Annotated in this window: 17 protein-coding genes; 12 read left to right on the top strand and 5 right to left on the bottom strand. The window is 44.0% G+C overall.

What is annotated here, in order from left to right; genetic code table 11:
- Positions 1-5 precede the first annotated feature (5 nt).
- The 12 genes from urtB (at position 6) to MMG03_RS04165 (ending at position 9,281) form a co-directional block, all read left to right on the top strand.
- Entirely contained in the window at positions 6-908 is a 903-nt protein-coding gene (gene urtB, locus MMG03_RS04110) for an urea ABC transporter permease subunit UrtB (RefSeq protein WP_073160186.1), read from the top strand.
- Positions 909-939: 31 nt separating this feature from the next.
- Positions 940-2,013 (top strand): urea ABC transporter permease subunit UrtC, encoded by a 1,074-nt coding sequence (gene urtC, locus MMG03_RS04115; protein WP_109736216.1) that lies wholly within the window; start codon positions 940-942, stop codon positions 2,011-2,013.
- A gap of 9 nt (positions 2,014-2,022) precedes the next feature.
- On the top strand, positions 2,023-2,853 hold the full coding sequence (gene urtD, locus MMG03_RS04120; RefSeq protein WP_249505682.1) for an urea ABC transporter ATP-binding protein UrtD: 831 nt from the start codon (positions 2,023-2,025) through the stop codon (positions 2,851-2,853).
- A gap of 2 nt (positions 2,854-2,855) precedes the next feature.
- Entirely contained in the window at positions 2,856-3,569 is a 714-nt protein-coding gene (gene urtE, locus MMG03_RS04125) for an urea ABC transporter ATP-binding subunit UrtE (RefSeq protein ID WP_073160182.1), read from the top strand.
- Between the two features lie 2 nt (positions 3,570-3,571).
- Positions 3,572-4,252, top strand: coding sequence for an urease subunit gamma (ureA, locus tag MMG03_RS04130; RefSeq protein WP_073160180.1), 681 nt, complete (start codon positions 3,572-3,574; stop codon positions 4,250-4,252).
- Between the two features lies 1 nt (position 4,253).
- Positions 4,254-5,966: an urease subunit alpha gene (gene ureC / locus MMG03_RS04135; RefSeq protein ID WP_249505683.1), complete on the top strand. Its 1,713-nt coding sequence runs from the start codon at positions 4,254-4,256 to the stop codon at positions 5,964-5,966.
- A gap of 25 nt (positions 5,967-5,991) precedes the next feature.
- A complete protein-coding gene (locus MMG03_RS04140) occupies positions 5,992-6,501 on the top strand; it encodes an urease accessory protein UreE (RefSeq protein WP_249505684.1) in 510 nt (169 codons plus the stop codon).
- A gap of 8 nt (positions 6,502-6,509) precedes the next feature.
- Positions 6,510-7,202 (top strand): urease accessory protein UreF, encoded by a 693-nt coding sequence (locus tag MMG03_RS04145; protein WP_249505685.1) that lies wholly within the window; start codon positions 6,510-6,512, stop codon positions 7,200-7,202.
- Positions 7,203-7,212: 10 nt separating this feature from the next.
- Positions 7,213-7,821, top strand: coding sequence for an urease accessory protein UreG (gene ureG, locus MMG03_RS04150; protein ID WP_249505686.1), 609 nt, complete (start codon positions 7,213-7,215; stop codon positions 7,819-7,821).
- Positions 7,822-7,859: 38 nt separating this feature from the next.
- The gene (locus MMG03_RS04155) at positions 7,860-8,225 is read left to right on the top strand and encodes a hypothetical protein (protein WP_088665851.1); all 366 of its coding nucleotides are present in this window, start codon (positions 7,860-7,862) and stop codon (positions 8,223-8,225) included.
- Between the two features lies 1 nt (position 8,226).
- Positions 8,227-8,538 (top strand): hypothetical protein, encoded by a 312-nt coding sequence (locus MMG03_RS04160; RefSeq protein WP_109736222.1) that lies wholly within the window; start codon positions 8,227-8,229, stop codon positions 8,536-8,538.
- Between the two features lie 65 nt (positions 8,539-8,603).
- Positions 8,604-9,281, top strand: coding sequence for an urease accessory protein UreD (locus MMG03_RS04165; RefSeq protein WP_249505687.1), 678 nt, complete (start codon positions 8,604-8,606; stop codon positions 9,279-9,281).
- Here MMG03_RS04165 and MMG03_RS04170 read toward each other — a convergent pair.
- From MMG03_RS04170 to MMG03_RS04190, 5 genes are read right to left on the bottom strand one after another with little or no spacing between them, the layout of a single operon-like run.
- The gene (locus MMG03_RS04170) at positions 9,278-9,994 is read right to left on the bottom strand and encodes a M48 family metallopeptidase (RefSeq protein WP_249505688.1); all 717 of its coding nucleotides are present in this window, start codon (positions 9,992-9,994) and stop codon (positions 9,278-9,280) included. The genes MMG03_RS04165 and MMG03_RS04170 overlap by 4 nt on opposite strands.
- On the bottom strand, positions 9,987-13,217 hold the full coding sequence (locus tag MMG03_RS04175) for a type I restriction endonuclease subunit R (RefSeq protein ID WP_249505689.1): 3,231 nt from the start codon (positions 13,215-13,217) through the stop codon (positions 9,987-9,989). The genes MMG03_RS04170 and MMG03_RS04175 overlap by 8 nt, the downstream gene beginning before the upstream one ends.
- Before the next feature lie 59 nt (positions 13,218-13,276).
- Positions 13,277-14,095: a helix-turn-helix domain-containing protein gene (locus tag MMG03_RS04180; RefSeq protein WP_249505690.1), complete on the bottom strand. Its 819-nt coding sequence runs from the start codon at positions 14,093-14,095 to the stop codon at positions 13,277-13,279.
- A gap of 2 nt (positions 14,096-14,097) precedes the next feature.
- Positions 14,098-15,096, bottom strand: coding sequence for a hypothetical protein (locus MMG03_RS04185; RefSeq protein WP_249505691.1), 999 nt, complete (start codon positions 15,094-15,096; stop codon positions 14,098-14,100).
- Between the two features lie 16 nt (positions 15,097-15,112).
- Complete coding sequence (locus MMG03_RS04190) at positions 15,113-16,111, bottom strand: DUF2806 domain-containing protein (RefSeq protein WP_249505692.1); 999 nt, start codon at positions 16,109-16,111, stop codon at positions 15,113-15,115.
- Positions 16,112-16,119: the final 8 nt, after the last annotated feature.

Genomic DNA, 16,119 nt, shown 5'->3' on the forward strand with positions numbered 1-16,119 from the left:
ACACCTTGGAACAGACCATCAACATCCTTTTTAACGGCTTGAGCCTCAGCTCCATTATTTTGCTGACTTCGCTTGGCCTAGCCATTACCTTTGGCGTCATGCGCGTAATCAATATGGCCCATGGTGAATTCGTCATGATCGGCGCTTACATGACTTTTGTGGTCCAGCAGCTTTTCGCCAAGTTCCTGCCAGAATCTATTGGCGGACTCTATTACTTCGTAGCCATCATCGCCGCATTTGGCGTCGCATTCGGGCTAGGAAGCCTTCTTGAAAAATTCGTGATTTCAAGACTGTACGGTCGTGAAATCGACAGTCTCTTAGCCACATGGGGCATCAGCTTGATTTTACAGCAAGGTGCACGCTCCATTTTTGGATCCCAGGGTGTAAACGTTACGGCTCCTTCCTTTTTAAGTGGCGGCATCACTCTCGGAGAATGCACATTCTCCTATAACAGAATTTTCATCATCTTGCTGGTAGCTCTTTGCATGGGCGCCGTTTGGCTTGTGATGTACAAGTCCAATTTCGGTCGCCAGATGCGAGCCGTCATGCAGAACCGTCCCATGGCACAGTGCATGGGCATCAACTCCCGCAAGGTGGACAACTTGACTTTCGCAATGGGCTCTGGATTTGCAGGTATCGCAGGATGCTCCGTAGCACTTCTCGGCTCCATTGACTCTACTGTCGGACAAAGCTATATCGTCAACTCCTTCATGGCAGTCGTACTTGGAGGCGTCGGAAACCTGATTGGAACAGTCATCGGCTCCGGCATCATCGGCATCAGCTCCATCTTTACCGAAAACTACACCTCCTCCACCATCGCCAAGGCAGTGGTATTGCTGATTGTCATCGTATTCCTGCAAAAGAGACCTCAGGGACTGTTCGTTATCAAGAGCAGAAATTTGGATTAAGGTTTAACGAATAAGGATTATTGGTACAAATATGAAAGCATTAAGACTTTTCGAAAGACACGGATCCAACATCACTTTTGGAATTATCGTTTTTATTCTCGCCATGATGCCCGTCCTTTTGATGATGGGCGTCGTTAGCGGCGGTTCCACCATTTTGTTCCTGGGCAAGTGCATTAGCTTTGCTATTGTCGCCATCGGTATCGACTTGATCTGGGGCTATACAGGAATCTTGAGTCTCGGACACGGATTGTATTTCGCCCTGGGTGGATATGCCATGGCCATGTACCTGAAAATGCAGGCCACAGGCGGTCATTTGACCGATTTCATGCACATCGGTGGCCTTACCGAGATGCCGCTGATTTGGGTTCCTTTTACACTTTCTCCGGGAAGTCTGCTACTGGTGATTATCGCCCCCGCCGTAGTCGCCTGGATTGTAGGGTACTTTATTTTCAAGAACCGTGTAAAGGGAGTGTACTTCTCCATTATTTCTCAGGCACTTACTTGGGCAGCATGCTCCCTGTTCATCGCCATGTCTCCCTATACCAACGGAAACGTAGGCATTACAGAGATCAAGTCTATCTTTGGAAGCATCAAGGGCAGCGCTAATCAAGGGAACATGTTCCTTCTATTCTATGTGTCCCTCATCGCCTTGATCGCTGTTTACGCACTTTCCAAATTCCTTGTAGAACGTAAGTTCGGTAAGGTTCTGATTGCCATTCGCGATGGCGAAAACAGGACTTACTTCTCTGGATATCCTGTAAGTCGCTACAAGACTTTCATCTACGTTCTCTCCGCTATTTTCGCAGGCATTGCAGGCGCAATCTTTGTCAATTTCAACGGTTGCATCACACCTTCCCAAATGACCATCACCTACTCCATCGGCATGGTGATCTGGGTGGCCATCGGTGGACGCGGAACCATTATCGGCGCAGTCATCGGAGCCTTCTTCATTAACATCTGCGAATACAATTTGAGTTCCGGAAGCACTGTAGAAATTTGGCAGTACATCATCGGCGTCCTTTTCTGCGTTACCATCCTGTTCTTCAAGGGCGGCATCGTGGGCTTAGTTCGCGACAAGGTTCCTTCTCTGTTCAAAAAGGTCTAAGGAGTTTTTATGCAAACCGAAATCGTATCAAAAGAAGAACTTCTTGCCAAGAACCCCGCACCTATCAAAATCACACAGCTTTCAGAATCTGTGTTGGATATCAACCATGTTTCTGTTTGCTTTGATGGGTTTTATGCTCTAACCGATGTAAACACAAAAGTCAAGAGAAATACAATTCATTTCTTCATTGGTCCCAATGGTGCAGGGAAAACAACATTACTTGACATTATTTGCGCCAAGACAAAGCCTACCCAAGGCAATGTGGTTTACCATCCTATGTACAAGGATCCTGTAACCTTGACAGGGATGAAGGAATACAAGATTGTCTGGCTTGGTATCGGTAGAAAATTTCAGGTTCCCTCGGTATTTGTAAACCTGACTGTGGAAGAAAACATGATTCTCTCCCTGAAAAAAGGGAAGAGAATTATGGATACCATTCTGCGCAAGCCCAAGAAGGAAGAGTTGGATAACATCGATGCCACTCTGCAGAAAGTGGGCCTTGCCGACAAACGTCAATGGCGCGCAGGAGCTTTGGCTCACGGCGAAAAGCAATGGCTCGAAATCGCAATGCAGCTGGTGCAAAAGCCGGAAGTCATTATGCTGGATGAACCTGCCGCCGGCATGGGCAAGCCAGAAACATTTAAAACCGGAGAAATCCTGAAAGAAATCAAGAAGGATTGTACCGTCATCGTTATTGAACACGACATGGATTTCGTGAAGCAGGTTGCCGACAAAGTGACAGTCCTTCATGAAGGAAAAATTCTGATGGAAGGCAGCGTAACGGAAGTTCTTGCCGATCCTACCGTGCAGAAAGTTTACCTGGGTCGTGGTGGAGAATAATTATGCTTTATTTGAAAAACATGGATTCCTATTATGGCGAAAGCCGCGTCATTGAAGGTTTGAGCCTGGATATCCCCAAGGGAAAAATAGTAAGCCTCATCGGTCGAAACGGCGTTGGTAAAAGTACCACACTAAAGAGTATTATGGGGCTAGTAAAGACGGGCCCCGAAACATCTCTTGTTTTTGACGGAAAGGAAATCGCAAAACTTCCCGCCTACGAACGTGTACGCTGCGGCATTGGCTACGTCCCGCAAGGTCGAGACATTTTCCCGCAGATGACTGTCCAGGAAAATCTGGAATTGGGCATACAGCCCATTCTTGGCCGTGGAGAAAAGGTGGGTAAGAACAAGATTCCCGAATATCTCTACGACCTGTTTCCTATCCTGCCCAAATTTGCCAAACGCCGCGGTGGCGATCTTTCCGGCGGTCAGCAGCAGCAACTTGCCATCGCACGCGCCCTGGTACAGGACCCAAAGATTTTGATTCTTGACGAACCTACCGAAGGTATCCAGCCATCCATCATTAACGACATTGGTCGCGCCATCCGTAAGATTAACGAATGGAAGGGCATTACCGTATTGTTGGTGGAACAGTATCTGGATTTCGTTATGGAAAACAGCCACTACATCAACATCATGGAAAAGGGAAACATCATTTTCCACAGGGAAACATCCCTTTGTGACAAGGCTGAAGTCCAAAAATTGATGACGGATTAATTATGCATTTAACTCCTAGAGAAACTGAAAAGTTGATGCTGCACTATGCAGGCATTGTTGCAAGCGAAAGACTGCAACGCGGACTGAAACTGAATTATCCGGAAGCCATCGCCTACATTTCCAGCAAGTTATTGGAATTGGCTCGAGATGGCAAGACCGTTGCAGAATTGATGTCCGAGGGTCGAAAGATGCTGACAGCCGAACAGGTGATGGACGGCGTCGCAGAAATGATTCATGAAGTTCAGCTGGAAGCCACATTCCCTGACGGAACAAAGCTAGTTACCGTACACGATCCAATTCCTGCTACCGGGAAATTGATTCCTGGCGAAGTTCTCGTGGAGGAAGGTTTCATCGAACTGAATGCGGGCAAGAGAACACTTACTCTAGATGTTACCAATACGGCAGACCGCCCAGTTCAAGTAGGTTCCCATTTTCACTTCTTTGAAGTCAACAAAAAACTGGATTTCAATCGCATGGCAGCCTATGGCATGCGTCTTGATGTACCCGCGGGAACCGCAGTACGTTTTGAACCCGGCGAAACAAAGACCGTAAACCTGGTTGAAATCGGTGGTAGCCGCGAAGGTCATGGATTGAACGGTCTAGTAGAAGGCCCTATGGATGATGAATTCGTAAAAACGGCTGCATTTGGCAGAGCATCAACCTCTGGTTTTACGGGAGCTTAACATGTACAAGATTTCCAGAAAAGATTACGCTCAAATGTACGGTCCCACCGTAGGCGACCGCATCCGTCTTGCAGATACCTCCCTTATTGTAGAAGTAGAAAAGGATTATTGCGTTTACGGTGACGAAGCCAAATTCGGTGGCGGAAAATCATTGCGAGATGGCATGGGCCAGGCAGTTCCCTTTAAGGATGACGAATGCCTAGACACTGTCATTACAAGCGCGCTTGTCATTGACGCCACTGGTATTTTCAAGGCCGACATAGGCATTAAGGACGGAAAAATTGCTGGCATCGGAAAAGCCGGCAACCCCCACATGATGGATGGCGTTACCCCAGGCATGATCATCGGCAGTTCCACCGAAGCCATTGCTGGCGAAGGCCTGATCTTGACTGCCGGCGGTATCGACACCCACATTCACTTTATCTCTCCCACACAAGTTCGTACAGCTCTTTATAGCGGCGTCACCACCATGATTGGTGGCGGCACAGGCCCTGCTGACGGAACCAACGCTACCACTTGTACGCCCGGCGCATTCAACATTCACAAGATGCTGGAAGCAGCAGAAGATTTACCCGTCAACTTAGCCTTCCTCGGCAAGGGAAATGGATCCTGTGCAGAAACCTTGAGAGAACAGGTGCGTGCAGGAGCTGCAGGCCTGAAGCTTCACGAAGACTGGGGTTCCACTCCCAAGGCTATTGACACTTGCCTAGGCGTCGCGGATGAATTCGACGTCCAGGTTTCCATCCACACGGATACATTAAACGAAGGCGGCTTCGTAGAAGATACCATCTCAGCCTTTAAGGGACGCACCATCCACACCTACCATACGGAAGGTGCTGGCGGTGGACACGCTCCCGACATCATTCGCGCAGCCGCCTTCGAAAACGTCTTGCCATCTTCAACAAATCCGACAATGCCCTTCACGAGAAATACCATTGACGAGCATCTGGACATGTTGATGGTTTGCCACCATCTGGACAAGAACAATAAAGAAGATGTGGCTTTTGCGGATTCAAGAATTCGTCCGGAAACCATCGCCGCCGAAGACATTCTTCACGACATGGGAATTTTCTCCATGATGAGTTCTGATTCTCAGGCCATGGGCCGCGTAGGTGAAGTGATCACCCGTACTTGGCAAACCGCAGACAAAATGAAAAAACAACGCGGTACTCTCGACACCGACTGCGAACGCAACGACAACAACCGCATCAAGCGTTACATTGCCAAGTATACCATCAATCCGGCCATTACCCACGGCATTTCAAAGTACGTTGGTTCCGTAGAGGTTGGCAAAATCGCAGACCTTGTCCTTTGGCGTCCCGACATGTTCGGAGCCAAGCCCGAAATGATCCTGAAGAATGGTTTTATTTGCGCATCCAAAATGGGCGATGCCAATGCCAGCATTCCCACCCCAGAGCCAGTTGTGTATACCGATATGTTCGGTGCTCACGGCAAGGCTTTGGCAAAAACCTGCATCACCTTCGTTTCGGAATACGCTTTTGCAAATGGCATCAAGGAAGAACTGGGCCTCGAAAGAATTGTCCTCCCCGTAAGCAACTGTCGAAACATCGGCAAGAAGGACATGGTTCACAACGACCGCATCGCAAAGCTGGAAGTAGATCCTGAAACCTACACTGTAAAGGTGGATGGTGAACGAATCACCTGCGAAGCCGCCACAGAACTTTCTCTTGCAAGAAGGTACTTCCTTTTCTAAAAAGCAATCTGCAAGGAGTCAAAAAATGATTGCCGATAAAATTCTCGGAAACATCCATCACGGAAACGAAGTTCCTTCCAAGACCGTGGTAGACATTCCATTCGAATGGTTTGAACTGGACAAGCATCGTATTTTTAAAGTTGCCGATGACGGAACCGAATTAGGAATTCAGATTGAGGAATCCCTTTCTGATGGCGATGTTCTCGCCGTCAGTCCCGATAAAATTTACGCTGTAAAGATCAACAAGACAAAACTGGTTCGCATTCCCGTCAAGACTATGGAAGAAATGGGACGCCTTGGATTTGAATTGGGTAACAGGCATCTTTCCCTGCAAATTACAGAAAAGGATGTCACCATTCCTTATGACGAGCCCACCTTCGAATACCTAGTCCGTTTGGGATTTCTCCCTCAGATTGTAGAAGATGTTTTTTCTGACTACATCGTCTGCAAGGCACACGGTGCAAGTAACGGTCACTCCCATAGCCACGACCATGACCATCATGAGCATGGCCATCATCACGAGCACCATCATTAGAACTGAATATGCTAGCCACCCTTCGGATGATTCAAGTTTGCGACAGCCTCTTTCCCATTGGAGCATTCACACTCTCCAATGGTCTTGAGACTTTAATTGCTAACAAGACCATCACAAACGGAGAAGCCCTTCAAGAATACGTTTCTAGCTTTTTGAATGTACTCCCCTACAATGATTTAGGGGGCATGATTCTCAGCTTCGACCACGCCGAGGACATGAGTTTCATTAAAAATCTAGACAGCCTTTCCATGGCCCTAAAGGCTCCAGAAGAAGTTCGCACAGGTTCCAAAAAACTCTGCAGCAGATTTTTAAAAATCTATGGCGAATTTGAAGGTGCAAAAAACAACTGCTTTCCATCTCTGGACTTTTATCGAGATGAAGTTTTAAAAAATGGCTCTTGCATCGGAAACCACGCCATTGCAATTGGGCTCTTCGCAAACGACATCGGTTTAAACAAGGAAGAAGCCGCAAGCATTTACACCTACAGCTTGCTAAACGCCATTGTCACAAACGGCGTCAAGATGATTCCTCTAAGTCAGATGGTCGGCCAAAAGATTTTAAGCAATTCCCAAAAGAAAATCATCCAAGCCGTTCAGCGAGCCTGCACGCTGGACATGGATGACTTGGGCGTAGGCGGAACTGGCATAGATATTGCAGGAATGAAACACGAAGAACTTTATTCACGACTTTACATGAGCTAACGAGCAAAATATGAGTTATGTTAAAATTGGCGTAGGCGGTCCTGTTGGATCCGGAAAAACAGCATTGATAGAAAGACTTACTCGCAAGATGAGTAAGGAATACAGCATCTGCGTAGTAACCAACGATATTTACACCAAGGAAGATGCCGAATTTTTGATCAAGAATTCAGCCCTGCCTCCCGAAAGAATCGTCGGTGTAGAAACTGGAGGATGCCCCCATACCGCCATTCGTGAAGACTGTTCCATGAACCTGGAAGCAGTAGACGAAATGGCCCGCAAGTTTCCAGATGTCCAGATTATTTTTATTGAAAGCGGCGGAGACAACTTGTCAGCCACCTTCAGCCCCGACCTGGCCGACGCAAGCATTTATGTTATCGACGTCGCCCAAGGCGAAAAGATTCCCCGTAAGGGTGGCCCCGGCGTTATGCGATCCGACCTGCTGGTCATCAATAAGACCGACTTGGCACCTCTCGTAGGCGCAAGCCTTGAAGTCATGGCCCGAGATTCCGAACGGATGCGCGAAGGCCGCAAATACTTATTCACAAACCTCATGAGTATGGACGGCATAGATGAAGTCATTGCGTGGATCAAGAAAGCCGTACTTTTTGAAGGTATTTAGCCCGTCGAAACATTTACCATTTTTTAAAGGAGTCACTTATGGCATGTTTTGTTGTTCCTGCCGCAGAGGCGTTAATCACCACAGCCGTCACTTTGGTGGTTGAAAAAAAATTCCCCGATAAAGCCCCGTTGCAAGCTCCCCGCCGTTTATCAAAATTGCTGTGGGGCGGTTCCGCTCTGCTTGCTTTTGAGCACTTCTGGCACGGAGAAATTCAACCTTTCTACCCTTTCTTGACTGCAGCACAGGATCCCGAATCCTCGCAAGTCATGATTCATGAAATGTCCACTGTGGGCGTTGGGATGGCTTGCATGGTCACATTGGCGTGGGCGGCCTCCTTGATATTCTTAAAGGTTCGGAAACCATCAAGCAGCCACGCAACAGTCAACCATTCCAAGGGGGCTTAAAATGACTTTACTCATTACCGTTTTCGCAGCTATCATTGCAAGCCTTCTCTGGTTCAACCAGATAAAGACCCATGGCAAGGACACCATGAAGTATTCCACCCTCTGCTACATGTTCTGGGGCGCTTCCCTCATGTGGCTGGTAGACGCTATCGCTGAATACGCAGAACTTGGTGCAGAATACTTTACCCCTGCAGCAGCTGATATGCTGAACGACGCCTTCCTGGGTGTTTCTGTAGTGGCACTTGCACTCGTTATTTGGTTAGCACGTCTCCTCTGGTCCGCAAGAGACCTATGCAGAGCACACTCCGCATAAAGACCTGCCTACGGAATGGCATGACCGAGATCGAGGACGCATTCTACACGTCCCCTTACAAGGTCATGCATCCGTTCCACAACGGAAAACATTCCGACATCATGATGATGGCGGCCTCTGCCGGGCTTCTCGGCGGAGACCATTTTTCATTGCAGCTTGATTTCGGCGAAAGTAGTGACGCCACATTTCTTTCTCAAAGTTATGAGAAAGTTTTCAATACCGACGGAAAAATTGCATCCAAGGATATCAACATCAACGTCGGGGCCGACGCCCGCGTCAATTACATGCCCTATCCGGCAATCCCTTTTGCCGGCAGCAATTATCAAAGCAATGTTCGAGTCCAGATTCATCCTTCCGCAACATTTTATTACACCGACATTTTCACTTGTGGCCGTACAGGCATGGGCGAATTTTTCGCCATGGAGAAATTTCAAAGCAAGAGTCGCTTTTACGTGGGCGAACATTTAGCCTTTGCCGACCACACCCTGATTGACCCTAAAAAATTCGATTACACGAAAATCGGCTTTTGGGGCAATTACACCCATAACGGAATGTTTTTTGCGTACAGTCCCGAAAAAGAAATGCTTATCCAACTCAAAGAAAAAGTTCGAGAAATGGGCAAAAGCTTTGACGGCGTCATTGGAACATCTTTTGCGGAAAAAGGTTTAACCATCCGCGCGTTAGCCATGCGTGGCGAAACTATCTGGGAACTATTCAAAAATTTCAACTCGAGAGGGCCCTAACATTTCACTCCTTCCAACTTCATCTTTCGCATTTCCCAATCGGGCATTCTGCGTTCCAGAAGCCTGTAAAAAGCCTTGCCGTGATCATTGTGAACCAAATGACATAACTCATGAACGATCACATATTCAATGCATTCCTTCGGTGCAGCGATAAGTTTTGAATTGAGTGTCAGAATTCCATTTTTGGAAAGAGACCCCCACCTAGTTTTCATAAAGCGCACTTGCATTTGCAGAGGCGCTTTTACTGCATATTTTGCCTTGTAAAAATCAAGAATCTTTTCGAAGTTGAGTACAGCTTTTTCGCGCAACCACTCGTCTAGTAATTTTTTTACAGTATGCGGATGATCCTGCCTTGCAGAAACAACGATGAATCCACCTGAAACTTTCACAGGTTTATTGCATTGCTCACACGCATCCAAAGCTTCGATTTTTAAACGATATCGTCGGCCCATATATAGATGGGTTTCGCCACTCAAATACAGCCGTGGCGAAGATTTTTGAGGAAACTTCGCAAACCAATCCTGTTTTTCAACGATCCATGCCGCTCGCTTTTTCACCTTAGCGGCAACAAGATCTTGTGACGAACCAACTGGAGCCTTCACCTCAACGGATCGGTCTGGCAATACAGAAATTTCCATGGTCTTTCGTTCACAAAACGCAATTCGATAGGAAATTTGTCGATCACCATAGGCTATGCGATATTCGTTATTCATGAGAGCGTCGCCTTGCCACATTCATAATTTTGTCTTCAAAATCATCAATATTTTCACTAGACCAACCTAGATTTTCACGAACTCCAATTTCGTCGTACAGCAGGTTGTCGAGTTCATCCCGAACACGATTTTGAGCGTCCGTATCTTCCCAGAACTGAACCTTGTTATGATCAATAAAAACTTGGTCGATAAATTTGGCGGCTTTCACTGCGAAACTTTTGGCATCTTCTATTGAACATTTGCCTTTTTCCTTAAAAGCAACCAGAGCTACGCCATAATACGCCGCAGCATCATCGTTCCCTATCAATTCTTCGGGAAGATCATCGCGTTTTTTATTCCGTTCCTGTTCCTGCAATTCCGTTACAGACTTCAAATAAGCGTCATCGGAAATTTTATGTGCCAAGAACTGATCAATAACATCCTGAATCATCTTGGAGAATTTCTCGTAGAATGCAGGATCTTCCTCCATCTTTTCTGAAATGGATTTTTTCAAAGCGTGGGCAATTGCATCGGCGCGGGCGGCCGGAGTTCTGGCGTCATAACCAGCCTCGCCGTCATGAAAACCTTGGCGGAAAGATTTGTCAAGAATGTTTGTAGGAGCAACCGTTTGCGTTACGGAATTGGATTGAATATGCGTGTCCAACAATTTCTTGATTTTCGGTTCATATTCGCTATAGTCAACATCATCGGCATAACGATGCTTCACAGACACTCGCAGGTTTGTAAACGCCTTGAATTCCAGACGGTAGCGATCTACATCTTTTTTCGGAGTCTTTTCAAGGAATTTTTGAGAGGATATTGCGATGCTCAAACACTTTCCAAAATCACGCAAGGCCTTGTAGAAATCATTGCGGCGTTTTTCATCCGCCAAATGGCGTTCCATCTGTTCCGGGTCTTGCTTGTTCTTTACACCCTTGAAAATATCCCAAACAGCAGAATGCAACTGGGGCAATTTGTCTATTTGTGAAGAAATGTCGGTAAAAGCCCCTTCAAGATCTGCTGGGTCAAATCCTTCCAGGGAATCGTACAAGGCTAGAGCAGAATCCAAGTCGTCACGAACATTGGCGTAATCAACGATGTAACCGAATTCCTTCTCTTTGCCATTTTCTTCAAAAAGACGGTTTACGCGGGCGATAGCCTGCAAAAGCGTGTGTTCTTTCAATGTTCTGCATAAATACAAAACAGTATTTCGTTCCACATCAAAGCCAGTCAGAAGCTTGTCGCATACAATTAAAATTTCAGGATCACTACCGGAATCAAAACGATCAATGATGGAGTTGTTATAGTTCTCTTCGGATCCATATTTTTCCATCATCTTTTTCCAGAACTTGAACACGCGATCAGTAGGTTCTTCATCGACCTCGCTGTAGCCTTCGCGTTCATCTGGGCCCGAAATAATCACCTCAGATGAAACATAACCGATTTCTTCTAAAAATTCATGATAACGAATGGCGGTATCTTTATTGGGCGCTACAAGCTGTGCTTTAAACGGTGTTCCCTGCCAGTTTGCTCGGAAATGCTCACTGATATCAAAGGCCCGCATATAAATGACTTGTTCGGCCTTATTGAGCATATCTGCGCGGGCGTACTTTTTCTTAAGATCGGCCTTCTGCTTATCCGTCAAACCGGCAGTATATCTTTCGAACCACAGATCAATCGCTTCCTTATCCTGCTTTAGTTCTGCATGGCGACCCTCATAAAGCAGCGGCACCACGGCGCCATCTTCGTTTGCCTGGCGAATAGTGTACGACGGTCCTATAAGACCGCCAAACTTTTTAAAGTTATTCTTCTCCTTTTTCATCAACGGTGTTCCCGTAAAGCCGATGTAGCTTGCGTTAGGGAGCATCAGTCTCATGCGAGCGTTAAGGCTCTTGAATTGGGTGCGATGAGCTTCATCTACCAAAAGGAAAATATTATCAGAAGGTTCCGTATAGTTCCGAGCGTTTAGCGCCTTATCAAACTTATTGATGATAGTTGTGACAACAGCGGAGTGGTCGGGACCAAGCAAGCTTAAAAGATGTTTGCCGGAGGTAGCCTTTTCTACATCAAGTCCGCAATGTTTAAAGGTGTCACAAATCTGTTTATCCAGATTGGTTCTGTCGGTTACAAGTATAATGCGAGGGTTCTTGATATTTGTATTTGGATCGTAAGTCGCCGTAAGTGCAATACCCTTGGCAAGCATAACCATGGAAAGAGACTTGCCCGAACCTTGTGTATGCCAAACAAGGCCGCCTTTGCGCTTACCTTCCTTATCAAAATTTTGAATACGTTCAAGAGCAGAACGGACTACAAAGAACTGCTGATAACGGGCAATCTTCTTTTTGCCTTCATCGAATAATGTATAGCGATAAGCGATTTCCAACAGGCGGGATGGCTTGCAAAGACTGTAAATCAATTTATCCTGTTCAGTGATTTTTCGTTTTGTCTGCTTACAGGTTTTGCGGTATGGTGCAAATTTTGGTTCAGAGAAAAGCCTATCTTCATCCTCTTCCGAAAGAGACTTGTTTACTACACTTTCTATTTCGGAGTCCTTAATTTCCAGTTCATGCCAATAGCTCCAGAATTTTTCAGGAGTTCCCACTGTTGCGTATTTTGCATCATTCATGCTAACGGAAAGCAATGCCTGACAATAAATGAACAGCCCCGGAATAAAATCCTTGCTCTGATTTCGAAGCATTTGAGAAATTCCCTGTCCAATACCTTCTTCGGGGGATTTATTTTCTATGACAGCAAAGGGAATTCCGTTTACAAAGAGAACGATATCTGGGGTTGCGCATTTCGTTGACTTGGAACGCTCTACGGAATATTCCGCAACGGCATGGAAAACATTGTTTTCGGGTTCCTGCCAGTCAACATAGCGAATATTGTAACTGCGCTTATCGCCTTCCACCGATTCTTCTTCGGACTGGGGTAGAGTCAACATGTCATAAACTTTCAGGTTCGTACGAACAAGACCATCGAACTGCTGATTCTTCAGCTTAAGCATCGCATTGCGCAGGTTCTCTTCGCTAAAATCATGCTTGACTCCCTTATGGGTAAAGGAATTCAACTTACGCAGCTGGGACATTAGAATATCTTCAAGAAGAACATTCGTCAACTTACCCTTGCGTTGCAATTTGACTTCAGCAGGGGTCAAAATTTTATAGCCCAAATTTGCAAGCAAACGCATCGCAGGAATCTGCGACGTAGGAATCTCTTTGTAATCAAGTTCTGGAGTGTTCATAAAATCAATTCTGATTGAATTATTCAAAATCTATTAGATAACTTGAATTTCATAAGTGTCTATTTTCGATTTGATTGATTTAGAATGGATTGCATTAGTTTCATAGATTGAACTCGTTCCGAATCTTCAAAATCAATATAATCCTGTCCACAATACAGTTGATGATTCAATCTTAAACAGGTGTGATTGTCTCCTGGCCAAACTTCACGTACTGAAGAAAACGGAAGGTTAACAGAATATTTATTATCATACACTAATTTGAAAACATCATCTGAGTTTTCAATCCATTCGAAGAACCACTTTGAAGGACGTCCTCCCCTGGGATTTGGGTATATAACAACACTATTGTTGCCTACAATATGTTTTTTCAATTTGAGAAACATTGATCGACTTCTATTGTCTATCATTCTTTTTTCCACATCCTCGTATGTCATAAATCGATTACCAAATTCAGTACGATAAGGAAAGCAATATTGCAAACGATCTCTATTAAGACATACGCCCACTAAATTTACAGAAGGCTCTACATTAACAGCCGCAATAAGATTACTATTCACAACAATCGGAACAACTTGAACTTCGATATTCGGAGAAATCAAATCACGAACTTGTGTATGAATTTTTTTCCTTATAAATTCAATATCAATATTTGGAATAAATCCCGATGCCACTTTGCGACCATCTTTCGATGTTTCAGCTACACCAATTAATAGAATTCCTCCGAAAGTATTGGCAAACGCTGCCAAGTCAATGGCTATATCTTCCAAATTATTTGAATTGAAAGATTGTTTATAATCCCAATGAATGCATTCCGACGTTTCATCAAAATGAATGAAACTAAGAAAATCCACCTCATTTTTAAACGGTTTGTAAAGCATATCTAACAATCTATTTCTTTTCTCTTGAAAAAATCTTCAAACGATTCTTCAAAAACTTTTACACCATTAAATTCACCAGATTCAACGAATTGAACAATACTTCTTTTCATAGAACTCAGCAGAATTTCATCTAAGCCAAGTACATTTACTAAAAGGAAATAATCACACATATACTTTGTTATAACTACACACGCTACAGAAATATCCAATATTCTATCTTCAGTCAGATTAGGCTTTTTAGGAATTTTATCCACCAAATTAGCAGCATTGTGCACAAAAGAGTTTCTTACTTTATTCAACAATTTCAATCGATTTTTTTCTTCATCAGACAACAATCGTTTCATAATACAATTTGAACAAAAAAACTCTGTTTTATAAACTGCAGAAAGATCCCTTTTTATATCCAATCTTTCTTTTACATCTTCTAAGTATTTCTTTTCTTCCCCACTTACAGGAAAATCATCCACTGATCTTTTTATGTAATCAATTAAGCGATTGATAAAGCCCTTCGGAAAACGTTCCTCTTTTTCTGAGCAATAATAATCATACAACTTGTTAATACATGAGGATGCATAATATGCTTTCACTTCTAACGCCGGATAAAAGCAATAATTAGCTGCACACCAAAAAGCGTTTACTAACGATTTTGTTTTAAAAACATCAAACGATTTTGGAAAGCATTCGTGTAAGAAGTTGATATCAGCAACAGGATCACAATCACCATGAAAGCTTAACAATATTTCTTTCGGATTCCAAGAAACCTTTCGATCTGTTAGAAGAGACAAATACAAACACACATCATCAAAACACGTTTTCGATGAATTTTCAAAGAAGAAAACGCCTTTCTTTTCTTCTTCAAATTCTAATATAGCCGTCTCTAAAGCACCTTCTTTTTTTTGAAGATTTTCTACATGTTCACTTGTAATTTCAAGAAAGCCTCCATCAATTGGATACCTTCCAATCGGAAGCTTATGATAAAAATTAAATATATTTTTTTTCATAAATATACCTCCTATTTTACACACCATTCGCCGAAGGTTTTGGAAGTTCAATTTTACGAATATTTCTATAGCGAATTAATCCATTTTCACGGGAATAAATATCAGCGCATGAAACTTCAAAACCTTGCTTAATAATATGTTCACCTAATTTTTGAATCATATCAGGATTCGTCTCAACATCACACAACTGCATCACTTCTTTCCCAATACGGGTTAAGCTAGAAACGTTATTGAGTTTCATCTTTTTAGTAGAATCGGGGTGTTCTATTAAAAGAATTTTTGTTTTGTTGGAAAGATGATTAACATAGGAATTCTGATCTCTTGAAGAGTATTCAACACTTAAGCCAAGAGCATCAACTCCTTGCAATACACCAAGTTCTTCTAATTCCAACAGATTGTCATAAGACAATGTTCCATTTTCATTTTTTTCACGGAAATAGATATCGCCGATTACATTTTCCGCAAGTTTCATTATAAGTTGAGCATCAGTCATGGTAATACCATTCAACCAATCTAAGAACTTGTAAGAAAATTTCCCAGGAGAAGCGAATTCTCCAGCAAGAACTCTTCCCCAAAGTTTCAAAGCGTCTTCGTCAGTAAATTCCGAGGTTCTTTTCTTCCATTTATTCAACCAATCCTGAGAGGGCGTCTCGTTAGGTTTTTCGTCATCAAGGTTCTTTCCTTCAACGTATTCGCCAGCATATGCCACAGCCTTTGCAACAGAGACCTCTTGTTGCAAAATTTCATTGACTTTTTGAGAAACAACTTCAGATGTGATTTGTTTAATCTGCGGAATTATTCCTGCATCAATCGCATGGTCTCGATCTAGAGATAGTTGCAATTGTTTTGCTTCATTCTCTATTTTTAAAGTCTCGAGTTTATCTTGTCTAATACAATCCAAACGAGCTTTATTTTCTCGCTTCATTTGCCATGGACGAAGAAGGGCGGAAATTCCCTTGTCAACAACTGTATCCCACATTTTTTCAAGCAATTTCGAAGAAACATCAAAATTCATATTTTCCA

Origin of the sequence: Fibrobacter sp. HC4 (assembly GCF_023373925.1) — a bacterium.
Classification (GTDB): Bacteria; Fibrobacterota; Fibrobacteria; order Fibrobacterales; family Fibrobacteraceae; genus Fibrobacter.